The sequence below is a fragment of the Streptomyces sp. Rer75 genome (assembly GCF_013414305.1).
GTDB lineage: Bacteria > Actinomycetota > Actinomycetes > Streptomycetales > Streptomycetaceae > Streptomyces > Streptomyces himastatinicus.
The window spans coordinates 3,496,573-3,514,712 of record NZ_CP058693.1; the positions used below are offsets into that span (position 1 = coordinate 3,496,573).

Consider the following 18,140-nt stretch of genomic DNA (forward strand, 5'->3'; position numbering starts at 1 on the left):
GCCGTGGGTGGACGCGCTCACTGCTGCGCACCTCCACGCCGCCTGGTGTCACCGAGCAGGGCGAACGGCTTGCCCACCGGCTGGGCCTCGATCGAGCCGTCGGAGGAGATCTTGGGGAGGTCGGCCTGCGGCTTGGGCAGCAGCGCCTTCTTCTCGTTGATCTTGCCCTTGCCGTCGACCCCGTACAGCGCGTTGTAGATCTTGCGTACGGCCGGACCCGAGGCGCCGGAGCCGGTGCCGCCCTGCGAGATCGTCATGACGACCGAGTAGTCCTTGGTGTACGTCGCGAACCACGAGGTGGTCTGCTTGCCGTAGACCTCCGCGGTACCGGTCTTGGCGTGCATCGGGATCTTGTCCTGCGGCCAGCCCTGGAACCGCCAGGCGGCGGTGCCCCGGGTGGCGACGCCCGCGAGCGCCTGGTCGATCCGTTTGTGGGTGTCGCCCTTCATCGGCAGCTTGCCGTGGGACTTGGGCTTGATCTCCTGGATGTGCTTGCCGTCCGGGCTGACGATCGCCTTGCCGACGGTCGGGTCGTAGAGCGTGCCGCCGTTGCTGATCGCCGCGTAGATGGTGGCCATCTGGATCGGGGTGACGAGCGTGTCGCCCTGGCCGATCGAGTAGTTGACGGAGTCACCGGCGCGCATCTTCATGCCTTCGAGGCAGTTCTCGTAGGAGAGCCGCTGGGTGTAGTTCCCGTCCTTCTTGCCGTTCTTGCACCAGGCGTCCTTGTTGGCCTTCCAGAAGTCCTTCTTCCACTGGCGGTCCGGGACCCGGCCGCTGACCTCGTTGGGGAGGTCGACGCCGGTCTCCTTGCCGAGGCCGAACTGATGGGCGGTCTTGTAGAACCAGTCCCCCGGGTGCTTCTTGGGCTTGTTGCCGCCGTCCTTCTTCCACTGCTCGTAGGCGAGGCGGTAGAAGACGGTGTCGCAGGAGACCTCCAGCGCGCGGCCGAGGCTGATCCCGCCGTGGTTCTCGGACTCGAAGTTCTTGAAGACCTGGCCGCCGATGTTGAACGAGCTGGTGCAGGCGTAGGGCCCGTCGAAGCCGTACCCGGCGTTGACCGCCGCGGTCGTCGGGATCACCTTGAAGATCGAGCCGGGGGCCGCCTGGCCCTGGATCGCCCGGTTCAGCAGCGGGTAGTTGCTGTCCTTGCCGGTGAGCTTCTTGTAGTCCTTGCCGGAGATGCCGCCGACCCAGGCGTTGGGGTCGTAGGCCGGGTTGGACGCCATCGCCACCACGCGGCCGGTCTTGGCCTCCATGACGACGACCGAGCCGGAGTCCGCCTTGTACTTCCGGCCGGTGTTCCGGTCGTACTGCTTGCGGGCGTCCTTCATCGCCTGGTCCAGCTCTTTCTCCGCGACCGCCTGGACGCGCGCGTCGAGACTGGTGACGACGTTGTCACCGGGCCGGGCCTGCTGGCTCTCCCGCTGGCCGATGACGCGGCCGAGGTTGTCGACCTCGTAGCGGGTCACCCCGGCCTTGCCGCGCAGCTTGCTGTCGTACTCGCTCTCCAGCCCGTTGGAGCCGACCTGGTCGGAGCGGAGCAGCGGCGACTTGGTGTGCTCGGCCTTCTTGATCTGCTCATCGGTGACCGGCGAGAGGTAGCCGAGCACCTGGGCGGCGTTGGAACCGGCGGGGGCGGCGTAGCGGCGCACGGCGGTGGGCTCGGCGCTGATCCCGGGGAAGTCCTCTTCGCGCTCGCGGATCTGGAGCGCCTGCTTGGCGCTGGCCTCGTCGGTGATCGGGATGGGCTGGTACGGGGAGCCGTTCCAGCAGGGCTGCGGGGTCTCGGCGTCGCACAGCCGGACCTTGTCCTTGACGTCCTTGGGCTTCATGCGGAGGACGCCCGCGAGCCGGGTGAGGACGGCCTCGCCGTCGTCGGGCTCCTTCATCAGCGCGGTGCGGCTGGCGGAGACCACGAGCCGGGTCTCGTTGTCGGCGAGGGGCACCCCGCGGGCGTCCAGTATCGAGCCGCGCACGGCCGGGTGGACGACCTGCTGGACGTGGTTGTTGGCGGCCTTTTCGGTGTATTCGTCGCCGTTGCGGATCTGTAGGTACCAGAGACGTCCGCCGAGGGTGAGCAGGAGCGAGAAGACGAGGATCTGGATGGCGACGAGGCGGACGGTGACCCGGGGAGTCCGTCCGGTCTCCGGGATATTGCTCATGGCGCTCCGTTGAGGGTGGAGGCGGGAGACGGGAGGGCTGCGGGCGACCGGAGGGCGGCGGGGGACGGCGGAAGAGCGGCGGGGGTCGGCGGGAGGGCGGTGCTCACAGGCGCTTGACCCCCTTGAGCTTGATGCGGCCGTCCTTGATGCGGCCGGTCCGCTTCGTCGCCTTCGTCAGCAGGCCGCCTCCCTGGCCGCCGAGCCGGGCGGCCCGGCCGGGGCGACGGAACCGGCTCATCCGGCCGGCCCGGACGCTGCCCGCCGAGGTGATCCAGCGGGTGCCGCCCTCGGTGCCGGTGCCGCCGGTGCTGTCGGCCATCCGGTCGTTCTCCCCGCGTCTGGCCAGCCCCATGATCAGCGGCACCGTGAAGGGCGCCAGCAGCAGGTCGTAGAGGGCGGCCGTGAACAGCAGCTGGCCCAGGCCCACATGGCGGGCCGCGTCGTCGCCGACGAGGATGCCGACCCCCGCGTACAGCAGCGTGGCGCCGATGGCCGCCGCGACGACCACCGCCATCGGCCCGGCGGCGGACCGGAGCTGGCCGCTCTCGGGCTTGGCGAGCCCCGCCAGATAGCCGACCACGCACAGCACCAGGGCGTAGCGCCCGGCGGCGTGGTCGGCGGGCGGGGCGAGGTCGGCGAGCAGCCCGGCGCCGAAGCCGACCAGGGCGCCGCTGGTGTGGCCGTAGACCAGCGCGAGGCCGAGGACGACGAGCAGCAGCAGGTCGGGGACGGCGCCGGGGAGTTGCAGCCGGGCGAGGACGCAGATCTGGACGACGAGGGCGACGACGACGAGGACGGTGGACAGGAGGACACGGTTGAGGCGCAGCATCGGTCAGCTCCTGTCGGCCGGGTTCGTGGCGGTGGCGGAGGGGGTGGCCGTGACGGTGACCGTGGGCGCCGGCTTGGGTTTGGCGGGCTTGGGCGGCAGCACGGTGTCGCGCGGGTTGGAGCGCGGCGGCTGGACGACCACGCCGACGATGTCCAGCCTGCTGAAGCGGACGTAGGGGCGCACCTGGAGGGTGCGGGTGAGGTCGCCGCCGGTGGGGTCGACGCGGACCACCTTGCCGACCGGGACGCCGGGCACGAACGGCTTGTCGGCCTGGGAGCCGAAGGTGACGAGCCGGTCGCCCTTCTTGATCTTGGCCTTGCCGTTGAGGAGCTGGACGTGCAGGGAGCGGTCGCCGCGTCCGGTGGCGAAGCCCAGCTCGCTGGACTTCTCCATCCGGGTGCCGACGGTGAAGTCGGGGTCGATGGCGAGCAGCACGGTGGAGGTGGAGGGGCCGACCGTGGTGACCCGGCCGACGAGTCCGTCGCCGTTGATGACGGTCTGGTCGCGCTGGATGCCGTCGTCGCTGCCGACGTCGAGGGTGACGGTCCAGGAGAAGCCCTGGGAGGCGCCGATGCCGATGACTTCGGCGCCCTTGATGCCGTACTGGCCGGTGCCCGCGACCCGGCGCAGCTTGTCGAGTTCGACGGAACGGGCGCGGTTGCGGTCGTCGCTGCCGAGCCGCTGCCTGAGTCTGGTGTTCTCCTGCTCCAGTTGACTGATCCGGTTGTGCCGCGCGTCGGAGTCCCGGACGGCGGCGACGGCGTTGCCGACCGGATCGACGGCGCTCGCGACGCCGTCCTCCACCGGGCCGAAGGCGGAAGCGGCGGCCTGACGGGCGCCGTCGAGGGGCGAGTCCTCGCCGCCGCGGATGTCCACCGTGATCAGTGCGAACGCGATGGCGATCAGCAGCACCAGGAGCAGCCGGCTCTCTCGTGTGTCCCTCACGTGCGGCGACGTGCCTTCCTCGTCGAAGTCGGACCGGTCCCGATCTCGTTGTGGCCGTCCGGTCCTTAAGGAGCCTTATGCCTGTATATCAGCGGATCCGCCGATGCGCCGTACGGGCGACACACCGCCCGCACGGCCGATCCGCCTGGTTGTCATCTGCGCGGCTGGGCGTCCAGCACCTGCTGGAGCGCCTCGAATTCCTCCACGCACTTGCCGGAGCCGAGCGCGACCGAATCCAGCGGATCCTCGGCGATGTGGATGGGCATGCCCGTCTCGCGGCGCAGCCGCTCGTCGAGGCCGCGGAGCAGTGCGCCGCCGCCGGTGAGCACGATGCCGCGGTCCATGACGTCGCCGGACAGCTCCGGCGGGCACTTGTCGAGCGTGGTCTTGACCGCGTCGACGATGGAGTTGACCGGCTCCTCCATGGCCTTGCGGACCTCGGCGGCGGAGATCACGACGGTCTTGGGGAGCCCGCTGACCAGGTCACGGCCGCGGATCTCGGTGTGCTCCTCTTCCTCGCTCTCGAACGCGGAGCCGATCGTGATCTTGATGTTCTCGGCGGTGCGCTCGCCAAGGAGGAGGCTGTACTCCTTCTTGATGTGCTGGATGATCGCGTTGTCCAGCTCGTCGCCGGCCACCCGGATGGACTGGGCGGTGACGATGCCGCCGAGCGAGATGACGGCGACCTCCGTGGTGCCGCCGCCGATGTCCACCACCATGTTGCCGGTGGCCTCGTGGACCGGGAGACCGGAACCGATGGCCGCGGCCATCGGTTCTTCGATGATGTGCACCTGGCGGGCGCCCGCCTGAGTGGACGCCTCGATGACGGCGCGGCGCTCGACTCCGGTGATTCCGGACGGAACGCACACGACCACCCGGGGCCGGGCCAGATAGCGGCGCTTATGGATCTTCAGAATGAAGTACCGAAGCATCCGCTCGGTGATCTCGAAGTCGGCGATAACGCCGTCCTTGAGCGGACGCACGGCGACGATGTTGCCAGGGGTGCGGCCGATCATCTTCTTTGCCTCGGCGCCCACGGCGAGAATTCCGCCGGTGTTGGTGTTGATGGCGACGACGGATGGCTCGTTGAGGACGATCCCGCGGCCCCTGACGTACACCAGCGTGTTGGCGGTCCCGAGGTCGACAGCCATGTCACGGCCGATGAACGACATGTTGTTCCCCATGAGGATACGTCAGGCCTTCCCTGCTGGAGCGATTGCTTGCTTGAGGTCGGCAGGATGTGGTGCGCTGCGAGCGCGGAAGCTTCATCGTAGTCACGCCCGCGCGAACACGCTGCGGGGGTCCTCCGCCATTGTCAGCAGAACACGAGCCCGCCCCCTCTAATGGTGACGTCGTGTCGCGGAGATGCGTTCCCCCGATCGGCTCGCATATGCCAAGGGGCGGTCGGGAAATTCGACCGCCCCCAGGTCAGCAGGGGTGTGACCAGCTGATGATCGATCAGAGTGAGATCAAGCCGAGATCAGGTGGGATCAGGCGAGACCGGGAAAGAAAATCTTGATTTCCCGCTCGGCCGACTCTTCGGAGTCCGAGGCATGGATCAGATTTTCCCGAACGATGGTGCCGAAATCGCCACGGATGGAACCGGGCGCCGCGGCGATCGGGTCGGTCGGGCCGGCCAGCGCCCGGACGCCCTCGATCACGCGCTCGCCCTCGACGACCAGCGCCACGGCCGGTCCGGAGGACATGAACTCGACCAGGGGCTCGTAGAACGGCTTGCCGACGTGCTCGGCGTAGTGCTGCTCCAGCAGCTCACGACCCAGCCGGCGCAGCTCCAGGGCGGAGATCGTCCAGCCCGCCTTCTGCTCGATCCGGCCGAGGATCTCGCCCACCAGTCCGCGTCGTACGGCGTCGGGCTTGAGAAGGACGAGCGTGCGCTGGCTCACGGTGCGGGCTCCTTTGGCAGTGACATGGAAGAACTGGCATGCGGGTGAAGCTGTGCGGCTGAGGCTACATGGGTGATCGTCGGCCACGTCACGCAGCGTCAGGCGAGGCGGCGGAGGCCGCGGCGAACCGCTCCTTCGCCTGGTCGACCTTGCGGCCGAAGTGGACCGAGGCCCACCACAGCGCGGCGAAGACCACGCCGAGGAAGAACATGGTGGTCACGACGAAGCCGCTCAGCACCAGCCCGATCTGGAGGGCCCAGCCGATCTGCACCGCGCCGGGACGGCTCAGCATTCCGCACAGCAGTACACACAGTGCCATGGCGATGCCGCAGACCGTCCACACGGTGCCCATCGACAGGCCGGACACCTTCATCGCGACCAGCCCGGCGAAGCCGATCACGAAGAACTCACCGATCAGAGTGGAGGCGCACAGCGTCCGCATTTCAGCCCTTTCCCAGAAGCAGCCGGGCCTCGCCGACCGTGATGACCGACCCGGTGACCAGCACCCCCGCACCAGCGTATTCGCCTTCCTCCTCCGCAAGGGTGATCGCGGCCTCCAGGGCGTCGTCCAGCCGGGGCTCGACCTGCACGCGCTCGGAACCGAACACCTCGACCGCGAGCCCGGCCAACTCATCCGCGTCCATCGCACGATGGCTGGAATTACGGGTCACCACGATTTCGGCGAAAATCGGCTCAAATGCTTCCAAGAACCCACGAACGTCCTTGCCATCGCTGGCCCCGACCACACCGATGAGCCGACTGAAGTCGAACGCCTCGGTGACCGCCTCGGCCGCCGCCCGGGCGCCCCCGGGGTTGTGCGCGGCGTCCAGCACCACGGTCGGGCTGCGGCGCACGACCTCCATACGACCAGGCGAGCTGACCGAGGCGAAGGCGGAACGGATGGTGTCCAGGTCGAGCGGCCGGGCGTGCTGGGAGCCGACGCCGAAGAACGCCTCGACGGCGGCCAGCGCCACCGCCGCGTTGTGCGCCTGGTGGGCGCCGTGCAGCGGGAGGAAGATCTCGGGGTACTCGCCGCCGAGGCCGCGCAGCGTCAGCAGCTGGCCGCCGACCGCCACCTCACGGGAGACCACCCCGAACTCCATGCCCTCGCGGGCCACCGTGGCATCCACCTCGACGGCGCGCTTGAGCACCACGGACGCGGCCTCCACGGGCTGCTGCGCGAGCACCACCGTGGCGTCCTGCTTCACTATCCCGGACTTCTCGGCCGCGATCTCCTCCGGAGTGGTGCCGAGCCGGTCGGTGTGGTCCAGGGAGATCGGCATGATCACCGCGACGTCCGAGTCGATCACATTGGTGGCGTCCCAGGAGCCCCCCATGCCGACCTCGACGACCGCGATGTCCACCGGCGCGTCCGCGAAGGCCGCGTACGCCATGCCGGTGAGCACCTCGAAGAACGACAGCCGGTACTCCTGCTGGGCGTCGACCATCTCGATGTACGGCGCGATGTCCTGGTAGGTCTCGATGAACCGCTCGGCGGAGATCGGCGCCCCGTCCAGGCTGATCCGCTCGGTGATGGACTGCACGTGCGGGCTGGTATAGCGGCCGGTGCGCAGCTCGAAGGAGCCCAGCAGCGCCTCGATCATGCGGGCGGTGCTGGTCTTGCCGTTCGTCCCGGTGATGTGGATCGAGGGATAGGCCCGGTGCGGCGAGCCGAGGATGTCCAGCAGCCCTTCGATGCGCACCAGCGAGGGGTCGAGCTTGGTCTCCTCCCATCGCGTGGCCAGTTCCGCCTCCACCTCGCGCAGCGCGCGGTCCACCTCGGGGTCGGCGGGACGGGCCGGAATGCCGTCGCCCTCCGGCGGGCCGGACTGTGCGCGCAGCGTGCGGCTGCCGGCCTCGATCACCGCCAGATCGGGGTCGCGGTCGGTCTCGGCTCCGACGATCTCGTCGAATTCATCCGGTTCGTTCTGTTCGTCCGGTTCGTTCTGGGGGCGCTCGCTCACATGGACCAGTCTACGAGTGACCCCTGACAGGCCGAGGAAGCGCCCACGCGGTCCCGGACCGGCCGCTCAAGGACGGCCCGGACGGCCCCTCAGGACGGCCCTCAGGAGGCCGCCCCGCCGCCCACGGCGGCGGACATCATCGACTTGGCGATCGGCCCGGCCAGGCCGCCACCGGAGATGTCCGCGCGCGGTGCGTCACTGTCCTCGACCACCACCGCGACCGCGACCTTGTGGCCGCTGCCGTCATCCGCGTAACTCACGAACCACGCGAACGGATTACCGCTGTTGTTCTCGCCGTGCTGCGCCGTGCCGGTCTTGCCGCCGACCGCGACCCCGGGGATCTTCGCGTTGGTGCCCGTGCCCTTCTGCACGACCGTCTGCATCGCCGACCGCAGCTCCTTCGACGTGGACTCCGACATCGCCCGGGTGAAGGTCTCCGGGTCGGTGCGGTCCAGCGCGCTGGCGTTCCCGTCCGTCGTACGGTCCACCTCGTACGGCTTCATCAGCTTGCCGTCGTTCGCGATCGCCGAGGAGACCATCGCCATCTGGAGCGGGGTCGCGGTCACGTCGAACTGGCCCATGCCGGTCAGCGCCGTCTGCGAGTCGTCCATCCCGCTCGGGTACACGCTCTTCGCGGCGCGCACCGGGATGTCCAGCTCCGAGGCGTCGAAGCCCAGCTTCTTGGCCTCGGCGCCCAGCTTGGACTCGCCCAGGTCCACGGCCATCTTCGCGAAGACCGTATTGCACGAGTACTGGAGGGCCGTGCGTATCGTCGCGTTCTTGCAGGGCGCCGACGCGTTCTCGTTCTTCATGTCGGTGACCGTGCCCGGCAGCCGGTACGGGTCCGGGCTCTTGGTCGGCTCGTCCACCGACGAGTACAGCCCGTCCTCCAGGGCGGCCGCCGCGACCACCAGCTTGAACGCCGACCCCGGCGGATACGTCTGGCGCAGCGCCCGGTTCAGCATCGGCTGATCCTTGTCCTTCGTCAGCTTCAGCCATGCCTTCTGGTCCGAGGTGCCGGACCCGGAGAAGGCACTCGGGTCGTACGAGGGCGTGCTGGCCAGGGCGAGCACCTTGCCGGTCTCCGGGTCGAGCGCCACGGCCGCGCCGGTGTTGTTCCCCAGCCCCTTGTACGCGGCCTTCTGCACGGCCGGGTCGATCGTGGTCATCACGTCGCCCGGCTTGGACGGCTCCCGGGTGAGCGCCTCGAGGGGGTTCTTCAGCCGGGTGTCGGAACCGTCGAGGACGGACCGGTCGAGGGCCTCCAGCTGGTTGCTGCCGTACGACTGCGAGGCATAGCCGGTGACCGGTGCGTAGACCTTCCCGTCCTTATAGGTCCGCTTGAACTTCAGATCGCCGGTGGTGGCAGCGGAGCCGGTGATGGGCTTGCCCCCGGCCATGATGTTGCCCAGCGGGTTCGCGTACTGACTGATGGCCGTGCGTTCGTTGTGGGAGTTGTCCCGGAAGCCGCCGCCCTCCACCACCTGGACATAGGTGACCCAGGCGAGCAGGACCAGCACGAGCAGCAGGGAGAAGACCGAAGCGCGCCGCAGCGGTTTGTTCATGGGAGGGGGGAGCTCCTTCCGGGACGTACGGGTGGATAACTCCCGGAAGGCGGCTACGGGTTCCCGACCGAGCCCATGGATGGGCTTCCCCCGGGGCCACTGTGGGACATCGCACACCGAGCCGCGAAGTACGGAGCGCCCCCGCCGTGGAGGACGGGGGCGCTCGGGCACCGGTCGGGGTCAGCCCTGGGGCAGGGACGCCAACTGCGCGGTGATCCTGGCGATGTCGGCCTCGGCGGTCGTCTGCCGGACGCGGATCTTCTCCACCACGTGGTCGGGCGCCTTGGCCAGGAACCCTTCGTTGGACAGCTTGGCCGTCGTCTGCGCCTTCTCCTTCTCCGCCGCGGCGAGATCCTTGGCCAGCCGCTTGCGCTCGGCCTCCACGTCGATCACGCCGGACAGGTCCAGGGCCACGGTCGCGCCCGCCACCGGCAGCGAGGCGGTGGCGGTGAAGCCCTCCCCGGCCGGCTGGAGGCGCAGCAGGGAGCGCATCGCGTCCTCGTGCGCGGCGAGCGAGGTGCCGGACAGCTCGAGCCGGGCCGGGACCTTCTGGCCGGGCTGGAGGCCCTGGTCGGCGCGGAACCGGCGGACCTCGGTGACCACCTGCTGAAGGTTCTCGATCTCCCGCTCGGCGGCCTCGTCGCGGAAGCCGCTGTCCGTCGGCCAGTCGGCGATGACGACCGACTCCTGACCGGTGAGCGCGGTCCACAGCTTCTCGGTGACGAACGGGACCACCGGGTGCAGCAGCCGCAGCGTGACGTCGAGGACCTCGCCGAGGACGCGCCGCGAGGCGTCGGCCTCCGCGCCGCCCTTCTGGAAGGTGGTCTTGGACAGCTCGACGTACCAGTCGAAGACCTCGTCCCAGGCGAAGTGGAAGAGCGTGTCCGAGAGCTTCGCGAACTGGTAGTCGTCGTAGAACGCGTCGACGTCCGCGACGACCTCGTTCAGCCGCGACAGGATCCAGCGGTCGGTGGCCGACAGCCGCTCGGGGGCGGGCAGTTCGCCCTCGACCGTCGCGCCGTTCATCAGCGCGAAGCGGGTCGCGTTCCAGATCTTGTTGGCGAAGTTACGGGACGCCTGGACCCAGTCCTCGCCGATCGGCACGTCCACGCCGGGGTTGGCGCCGCGGGCGAGGGTGAAGCGGACGGCGTCGGAGCCGTAGGCGTCCATCCAGTCCAGCGGATTGACCGCGTTCCCGAAGGACTTGGACATCTTCTTGCCGAACTGGTCACGGACCATCCCGTGCAGGGCGATGGTGTGGAACGGCGGGGTGCCGTCCATCGCGTACAGGCCGAACATCATCATCCGGGCGACCCAGAAGAAGAGGATGTCGTAGCCGGTGACCAGGACCGAGTTCGGATAGAACTTGGCCAGGCTGTCGGTCTGCTCGGGCCAGCCGAGCGTGGAGAACGGCCACAGGCCGGAGGAGAACCATGTGTCCAGGACGTCACTGTCCTGCGTCCAGCCCTCGCCGCTCGGCGGCTCCTCGTCCGGTCCGACGCAGACGACCTCGCCGTTCGGCCCGTACCAGACCGGGATCCGGTGGCCCCACCACAACTGGCGCGAGATGCACCAGTCGTGCAGGTTGTCGACCCAGTCGAAGTAGCGCTTCGACATGTCCTCCGGGTGGATCTTCACCCGGCCGTCGCGGACGGCGTCGCCCGCCTCCTTGGCCAGCGGGCCGACCTTGACCCACCACTGCATGGACAGCCGCGGCTCGATCGTGGTCTTGCAGCGCGAGCAGTGGCCCACGGAGTGGGTGTACGGGCGCTTCTCGGCCACGATCCGGCCCTCGGCGCGCAGGGCGCCGACGATGGCGCTGCGCGCCTCCAGCCGGTCCAGGCCCTGGAAGGGGCCGTGCGCGGTGATCACCGCGTGCTCGTCCATGACGCTGAGGTTCGGCAGGCCGTGGCGCTGCCCGATCTCGAAGTCGTTCGGGTCGTGGGCCGGGGTGACCTTGACCGCACCGGTGCCGAACTCCGGGTCGACGTGCTCGTCGGCGACGACCGGGATGCGGCGGCCGGTGAGCGGCAGCTCGATCTCGGTGCCGACCATGTGCCGGTAGCGGTCGTCGTCGGGGTGGACGGCGACCGCGGTGTCGCCGAGCATCGTCTCGGCGCGGGTCGTGGCGACCACGATCGCGGTGTCGCCCTCGCCGTACCGGATCGAGACCAGCTCACCGTCGTCGTCCTGGTACTCCACCTCGATGTCGGAGATGGCCGTGAGGCAGCGGGGGCACCAGTTGATGATGCGCTCGGCGCGGTAGATCAGCTCATCGTCGTAGAGCTTCTTGAAGATGGTCTGGACGGCCCTGGACAGCCCGTCGTCCATGGTGAACCGCTCGCGGTTCCAGGCGACGCCGTCGCCCAGCCGCCGCATCTGGCCCGAAATCTGCCCGCCGGACTCGTTCTTCCACTGCCACACGCGCTCGACGAACGCCTCGCGGCCCAGGTCGTGGCGGGAGTGGCCCTCCTTGGTCCATGCTGCCACAGCGTCTCGTGGCCCTGCATCCGCTTCCGGCGGGTGAGGGCGTCGATGAGCGTGTGCTCGAAGGCATGGCCCAGGTGGAGCGATCCGGTCACGTTGGGCGGCGGAATGACGACCGTGTACGGATCCTTGCCGCTCTTGGCGTCCGCCTCGAAGTAACCGCGCTCTACCCAGCGCTCGTACAGCTGCCCCTCTACGTCGGCCGGCGCGTACTGGGTCGGCAGTTCAGGGTGGCTGTTCGGCCCGCTGTCGGGGCGCTGCTGAGAGTTCTCGGTCACCCCCGCAGTCTAAAGGGCCGCCGGACTCCGTTACGAACCCGTTGCGGCCCCGCCGCAACGCCGCCGGAGCGCGTCGGGAAGGATGTTCAGGACCTGTCATGCCGCATCTAGGAGAGGCACGATGAGCTATCAGCAGCCGCCGCCGCAGCCCGGTCCCTACGGGGCACAGCCGGGCCCTCACGGCGCCGGCCAGCCGCCAGTGCCGAATCCGTATGCCCAGCCCAGCGGCTACGGTCACCCGCAGCCGGCGCAGCCCGGACAGCCCGGGGGCTACGCGGCGCCCCCTCCGTACAACGGCGGCGGCCCGTACGGCTCCCCGGCGACCCCCTACGCCCAGCAGCCCCCGCAGGCCCCGCAGCCGGGGCAGCCGGGTCAGCCGGGGCAGGGCTTCTACGGCGGTCAGCCGACGCCGCCCGCCGCGCCCGGTGGCCGCGGCAAGGGCCGCACCATCGGCATGGCGGTGGGCGCGCTGGCGGTCGTGGGCGCGCTGACGGCGGGCGGGTTCCTGCTGTTCGGCGGCGACAGCGGCCCGTACAAGCTCACGACCCCGAAGACGGTCGCGGAGGAGTACCAGCGCCAGGGCAGCGGCACGGACGACGGCGATCTGTCGGCCGCGGGCAAGAAGGACCTCCAGCAGGTCCCGGTGGTCAAGGATCCGCACCTGGTGGCGGCCGACTACCAGACCGACGGCAAGGAGATGCTGAAGTTCACCGGTGTCTGGGGCGAGGTGACCGACCCCAAGCGGGGCGCGGACCTCGCCCTGGCGGTCATCGTCAAGGCGCTCCAGGACAACGGCACCGCGCAGGCGAAGGGAACCCCCCAGGAGTTCTCGCCGGACGGCTTCGACGGGGACGTCATGAAGTGCCAGTCCCTGAAGTTCACGTCGGATCAGGGATCCATGGAGGCACCCGCGTGCGTCTGGGGCGACAAGAGCACCCTGGGCGTCGCGGTGATGGCGGACCCGGCGGGGGCCGTCCTCGGCGGCAGCATGTCGCTGGAGGACGCCGCGGGGCTGACCGCCAAGGTGCGTGAGGACGCACGCGTCGAAATCGACAACTAGCTACAAGAGCACAACCTAACGAGGGAAAAACATGAGCTACAACCAGCCGGGCCCCTACGGCCAGCAGCCCCAGCAGCCGGGTCCTTACGGACAAGGCGGTGCCGCCGGCCAGCCCGGCTACGGCTACCCGCAGCAGCCTCCCCAGCAGCCCGGTCCGTACGGACAGCCGCCGCAGTCCGGCTACGGTCATCCGCAGCAGCCCGGCCAGCCCGGTCAGCCCCCGAACCCGTACGGCCAGCCGCAGCAGCCGCCGTACGGTCAGCAGCCCTACGGACAGCAGCCGTACGGCCAGCCGGGCATGCCGGGGCCGTACCAGCCGGGCCCCGGTCAGGGCGGCGCCAAGAAGAAGGGCCTGGCGATAGCCATCGGCGCGGTGGTCGCGGTGGCCGCGGTGATCGGCGGCGTCATGGTGTTCAGCAGCAGTGACAGCGGCAGCAACGAGGTCGCCGACGACGGCAAGCGGTACAAGCTCACCACGCCGCAGACGGTCGCCACCGAGTACAGCAAGCAGGCGGGCAGCGACGACTCGATGACCTCCAGCGACACCAGTGACTTCGAGAAGTTCGGTGTGCAGAACCCGAAGGGCGCGGGCGCGAACTACAAGGCCGGCTCCGGGATGTCCGTGAAGCAGTTGCAGTTCAAGGGCGTCTGGGGCGAGGTGGAGGACCCCGGGACGGTCGTCGACGGCGCCTTCGCGAAGATGGCGAAGGAGGCCACCAAGGACCCGTCGACCGACAGCAGCGGCGGGAAGGCCGAACTGGTCGGCAGCCCCGAAAAGGTGACCCCCGCCGGGACGGACGACGCCGTCATCAAGTGCCAGAACGCCAAGTTCACCCCGGGGTCCGGCTCCAGCGCGAGCGGGGTGGGCAGCAAGGGCTTCACCGTTCCGATCTGCATGTGGGGCGACCACAGCACGGTCGGCTTCGTGATCGTGTCCGACGCCGCCGCCGTGATCTCCGGTGGGGGCATGTCGATCGACACGGCCGGGGACATCACCGCGAAGGTCCGCAAGGACGTCCGCGTCGAGATCCCCAAGTAGCGGCTCCGCACCGCCCCCCGTCCATACGCCGCCCACCGTCCGGAGGGATACCCCTACACCCATGAGCCACAACCAGCCACCGCCGCCGCCCGGTCCCTACGGCGGCGGCGGGCCCGGCCCGTACGGGGGCGCCCAGCCCAATCCGTACGGCGGGGGGCAGCAGCCGTCCGCGGAGCCCAACCCGTACGCCCAGAACCCGGGTTACGGCTATCCGCAGGCACCCCAGCCGGGGTACGGCTATCCGCAGCAGGCGGGTCCCTATGGACAGGCTGCGTGGCCGGGCTACCCGGTGCCGCCCGGGCCCGCGCCGGGCCGCAATCGCACGAAGATCATCGCGATGTCGGCGGCGGGGCTCGTGGTGGTGGGGGCGATCGTCACGGGGGCCATGGTGCTGTCCGGCGGCGACAGCGGCCCCGAGCCGATGCGCCTCGTCACCCCCAAGACGCTCGACGACGGCACGTACACCCTGTCCAAGGGCACCGACGAGCTGAAGGACGAGGGCACCAGCGTGCAGGGCAGCATGCCCGAGGGCGCGACTTCCGTCCTCGGCCAGTACAAGCGCGCCGACGACGAGAACTCGGGGCTCGCGTTCTCCGGCATGTACGGGGAGATCAACAACCCCGACACGGTCCGGGACCAGATGTTCAAGGGGTTCGAGGACGGCGAGGGCTCCCCGACCGTCGAGGAGGAGCGCAAGACATTCCGGCCGGACGGCGCGGACGGGCCCGCCATCGACTGCGAAGTCGTGAAGATGTACGACCGGATCTACGCCCCGGCGTGCGCGTGGGCGGAGGAGACGGACGCGGCGATGGTGCTGGACGTCAACGCGGAGAACACCGCCGCGTCCGACGTCGACATGGAAGCCTTCGCGAAGGTGACCGCGGGCATCTACGAGGACACCCGCAAACCCGCTTGAACCGCCCGCAGGACGCCCTGCGGGCGCCCCAGTGCACACGAAGAGCCCCCGGACTCCCGGGGGCTCTTCTATGCGCTCTACGCGGCGCTCAGGCGCTCTTCTCGTGCCGCTCGCCCGGCTCGGTGCCGCGCGAGCGGGGCACCAGCGTCGGGTTGACGTTCGAGTGGACGACGTCCTCGGTGATGACGACGCGGGCCACGTCCTTGCGGGACGGCACCTCGTACATCGCCGACATCAGGACCTCTTCGATGATGGCGCGCAAGCCCCTCGCGCCGGTGCCGCGCAGGATCGCCTGGTCGGCGATGGCCTCCAGAGCCGGGCGGTCGAAGTCCAGCTCCACGCCGTCGAGTTCGAACAGCCGCTGGTACTGCTTGACGAGCGCGTTCCGCGGCTCGACCAGGATCTGGAGCAGCGCCTCGCGATCGAGGTTGTGGACGGAGGTGATGACGGGGAGACGGCCGATGAACTCCGGGATCATCCCGAACTTCACCAGGTCCTCCGGCATGACCTCCTGGAACTGGTCGCTGGCCTCGATCTCGCGCTTGGAGCGGATCGTGGCGCCGAAGCCGATGCCCTTGGCACCGGCCCGCGACTCGATGATCTTCTCCAGACCGGCGAAGGCACCGCCAACGATGAACAGCACGTTCGTCGTGTCGATCTGGATGAATTCCTGGTGCGGGTGTTTCCGGCCGCCCTGCGGCGGAACGGAGGCCGTGGTGCCCTCGAGGATCTTCAGCAGCGCCTGCTGCACGCCCTCGCCGGAGACGTCACGGGTGATCGACGGGTTCTCGCTCTTGCGGGCCACCTTGTCGATCTCATCGATGTAGATGATGCCCGTCTCGGCCTTCTTGACGTCGTAGTCGGCGGCCTGGATCAGCTTGAGGAGGATGTTCTCCACGTCCTCGCCGACGTAGCCCGCCTCGGTGAGCGCGGTGGCGTCGGCGATGGCGAAGGGAACGTTGAGCATCCGGGCGAGGGTCTGCGCGAGCAGGGTCTTCCCGGAGCCGGTCGGACCGAGCAGCAGGATGTTGGACTTCGCCAACTCGATGCCGTCGTCCTTGCTGTGGCTGCCGTTCTCGCCGGCCTGGACCCGCTTGTAGTGGTTGTAGACCGCGACGGACAGGGCCTTCTTGGCGGCCTCCTGGCCGACCACGTAGCCCTCGAGGAACTCGTAGATCTCCCGCGGCTTGGGGAGTTCCTCCCACCGCACCTCGGAGGTCTCGGCCAGCTCTTCCTCGATGATCTCGTTGCAGAGATCGATGCACTCATCGCAGATGTACACACCAGGGCCCGCGATGAGCTTCTTCACCTGCTTCTGGCTCTTCCCGCAGAACGAGCACTTGAGCAGGTCGCCGCCGTCACCGATGCGTGCCACGAGGTGCTTCCCCTTCGCCTTGGATCCGCTTTGCTCCGCGGAACCGGGTGCTTGCGCTGCGAGCTTTCCGCTTGATGTTTCCGGGGGCCGGCCCCCAGCCCTCTATGACGGTACCTTGCCGGGCCCCCGGTTCGGGCCCCCCTTGGACCGACTCGGTCCAAGGGGCGCCGGGTCGCCCGGGCTTCAGCCCAGGCCGACCGAGGTCTTACGGGTCGAGACGATCTGGTCGACCAGACCGTATTCCAGCGACTCCTCGGCGGTCAGGATCTTGTCCCGCTCGATGTCGTCACGGATCTTCTCGATCGGCGTGGTGGAGTGCTTGGCCAGCATCTCCTCCAGCTGCGACCTCATCCGCAGGATCTCGTTGGCCGCGATCTCCAGGTCGGAGACCTGACCACGCCCCGTCTCACTGTAGGGCTGGTGGATCAGGATACGTGCGTTGGGCAGCGCCATCCGCTTGCCGGGGGTACCGGCGGCGAGCAGCACGGCCGCGGCGGACGCCGCCTGGCCCATGCAAACCGTCTGAATATCGGGCTTGACGAACTGCATCGTGTCGTAAATGGCGGTCAGCGCGGTGAACGAGCCGCCGGGCGAGTTGATGTAGACCGAGATGTCGCGGTCCGGGTCCATCGACTCCAGGCACAGGAGCTGCGCCATGACGTCGTTGGCCGAGGCGTCGTCGATCTGGACGCCCAGGAAGATCACGCGCTCCTCGAAGAGCTTCGCATACGGGTCGTACTCCCGGACACCCTGGGAGGTGCGCTCGACGAAGCGCGGAACGACATAGCGCGATTCGGCCATCGGGCCGTCGTAGAGGCCGCTGCCGGGAAAGTTGTTCATCTGGGTGTTCACCATCCTGTGGCGATCAAAGGGCTGGAGGTCGGCTACGGGACGGCGGGGCTCAGGCCCCGGTGCCGCCCCCGCCCGGAACGCCCGAGGCCGAGGCCATGACGTCGTCGACCAGGCCGTACTCCTTGGCCTCCTGGGCGGAGAACCAGCGGTCGCGGTCGGAGTCGCGGGTGATCTGCTCAACGGTCTGACCGGTGTGGAACGCGGTCAGCTCGGCCATCCGCCGCTTGGTGTGCAGCAGCCGCTCGGCGTGGATCTTGATGTCCGAGGCCGAACCGGCCAGGCCCGCGGACGGCTGGTGGATCAGGATCTCGGCGTTCGGCAGCGCGAACCGCTTGCCGGGGGTGCCCGCACTCAGCAGGAACTGTCCCATCGAGGCGGCGAGGCCCATGGCGATGGTGACGACGTCGTTCGGGATGAACTGCATGGTGTCGTAGATCGCCATGCCCGCCGAGATCGAGCCGCCCGGAGAGTTGATGTAGAGGTTGATGTCCTTGTCCGGGTCCGCGGCGAGCAGGAGCAGCTGCGCGGTGATCTTGTTGGCGATTTCGTCGTCGACCGGCTGGCCGAGGAAGATGATCCGCTCACCGAGCAGCCGGTTGTAGACCTGGTCGCCGAGGCCACCGCCGGTCGGCTCGCCGGCGGCGGAAGGCATCGTATTCGTCACGTATCCACCTGCTCGTCTCTGACGGCGACTGGCCGTCTCAGCGTCTTCTTCTGGGCTCGGGACGGGCCGGCCGGTGCGATCCGGCGGGCCTGCGAGA

The 18,140-nt window shown here is 69.2% G+C and carries 14 protein-coding genes and 1 pseudogene; 3 read left to right on the forward strand and 12 right to left on the reverse strand.

Translation table 11 applies throughout. The features are described 5' to 3' along the window. Positions 1 to 17: 17 nt before the first annotated feature. From mrdA to HYQ63_RS14970, 9 genes and pseudogenes are all read right to left on the reverse strand, one after another. Entirely contained in the window at positions 18 to 2,165 is a 2,148-nt protein-coding gene (gene mrdA / locus HYQ63_RS14930; protein WP_179934269.1) for a penicillin-binding protein 2, read from the reverse strand. 103 nt (positions 2,166 to 2,268) lie between these two features. Then, positions 2,269 to 2,991 (reverse strand): rod shape-determining protein MreD, encoded by a 723-nt coding sequence (gene mreD, locus HYQ63_RS14935; RefSeq protein WP_179940105.1) that lies wholly within the window; start codon positions 2,989 to 2,991, stop codon positions 2,269 to 2,271. A 6-nt stretch (positions 2,992 to 2,997) separates the two neighbouring features. Next, on the reverse strand, positions 2,998 to 3,939 hold the full coding sequence (mreC, locus tag HYQ63_RS14940; protein WP_123104825.1) for a rod shape-determining protein MreC: 942 nt from the start codon (positions 3,937 to 3,939) through the stop codon (positions 2,998 to 3,000). A gap of 152 nt (positions 3,940 to 4,091) precedes the next feature. Next, positions 4,092 to 5,111 carry a rod shape-determining protein gene (locus HYQ63_RS14945; protein WP_039941926.1) on the reverse strand — a complete coding sequence of 340 codons (1,020 nt, stop codon included), beginning with the start codon at positions 5,109 to 5,111 and terminating at the stop codon, positions 4,092 to 4,094. A 318-nt stretch (positions 5,112 to 5,429) separates the two neighbouring features. After that, complete coding sequence (gene ndk, locus HYQ63_RS14950; RefSeq protein ID WP_179934270.1) at positions 5,430 to 5,843, reverse strand: nucleoside-diphosphate kinase; 414 nt, start codon at positions 5,841 to 5,843, stop codon at positions 5,430 to 5,432. A gap of 88 nt (positions 5,844 to 5,931) precedes the next feature. Continuing rightward, the gene (locus tag HYQ63_RS14955; RefSeq protein ID WP_009717936.1) at positions 5,932 to 6,285 is read right to left on the reverse strand and encodes a DUF4233 domain-containing protein; all 354 of its coding nucleotides are present in this window, start codon (positions 6,283 to 6,285) and stop codon (positions 5,932 to 5,934) included. Position 6,286: 1 nt separating this feature from the next. Further along, positions 6,287 to 7,807, reverse strand: a complete 1,521-nt coding sequence (locus HYQ63_RS14960; RefSeq protein WP_179934271.1) for a folylpolyglutamate synthase/dihydrofolate synthase family protein — start codon at positions 7,805 to 7,807, stop codon at positions 6,287 to 6,289. A 101-nt stretch (positions 7,808 to 7,908) separates the two neighbouring features. After that, positions 7,909 to 9,372 (reverse strand): penicillin-binding protein 2, encoded by a 1,464-nt coding sequence (locus tag HYQ63_RS14965; protein ID WP_179934272.1) that lies wholly within the window; start codon positions 9,370 to 9,372, stop codon positions 7,909 to 7,911. 180 nt (positions 9,373 to 9,552) lie between these two features. After that, positions 9,553 to 12,137 (reverse strand): annotated as a pseudogene (locus HYQ63_RS14970) (valine--tRNA ligase). Between the two features lie 121 nt (positions 12,138 to 12,258). Between HYQ63_RS14970 and HYQ63_RS14975 the strand changes: the two are divergent. From HYQ63_RS14975 to HYQ63_RS14985, 3 genes are all read left to right on the forward strand, one after another. Next, positions 12,259 to 13,197, forward strand: a complete 939-nt coding sequence (locus HYQ63_RS14975; RefSeq protein WP_179934273.1) for a hypothetical protein — start codon at positions 12,259 to 12,261, stop codon at positions 13,195 to 13,197. Positions 13,198 to 13,228: 31 nt separating this feature from the next. Then, positions 13,229 to 14,236, forward strand: a complete 1,008-nt coding sequence (locus tag HYQ63_RS14980; protein ID WP_179934274.1) for a hypothetical protein — start codon at positions 13,229 to 13,231, stop codon at positions 14,234 to 14,236. A gap of 61 nt (positions 14,237 to 14,297) precedes the next feature. Continuing rightward, positions 14,298 to 15,152 (forward strand): hypothetical protein, encoded by an 855-nt coding sequence (locus HYQ63_RS14985; RefSeq protein WP_179934275.1) that lies wholly within the window; start codon positions 14,298 to 14,300, stop codon positions 15,150 to 15,152. 88 nt (positions 15,153 to 15,240) lie between these two features. Here the strand turns inward: HYQ63_RS14985 and clpX are convergent, their stop codons facing one another. From clpX to HYQ63_RS15000, 3 genes are all read right to left on the reverse strand, one after another. Beyond that, entirely contained in the window at positions 15,241 to 16,527 is a 1,287-nt protein-coding gene (gene clpX, locus HYQ63_RS14990; protein WP_123104843.1) for an ATP-dependent Clp protease ATP-binding subunit ClpX, read from the reverse strand. Between the two features lie 183 nt (positions 16,528 to 16,710). Next, positions 16,711 to 17,367 carry an ATP-dependent Clp protease proteolytic subunit gene (locus HYQ63_RS14995; RefSeq protein WP_039941924.1) on the reverse strand — a complete coding sequence of 219 codons (657 nt, stop codon included), beginning with the start codon at positions 17,365 to 17,367 and terminating at the stop codon, positions 16,711 to 16,713. A gap of 61 nt (positions 17,368 to 17,428) precedes the next feature. After that, positions 17,429 to 18,043: an ATP-dependent Clp protease proteolytic subunit gene (locus tag HYQ63_RS15000; protein WP_281291531.1), complete on the reverse strand. Its 615-nt coding sequence runs from the start codon at positions 18,041 to 18,043 to the stop codon at positions 17,429 to 17,431. Between the last annotated feature and the right edge of the window lie 97 nt (positions 18,044 to 18,140).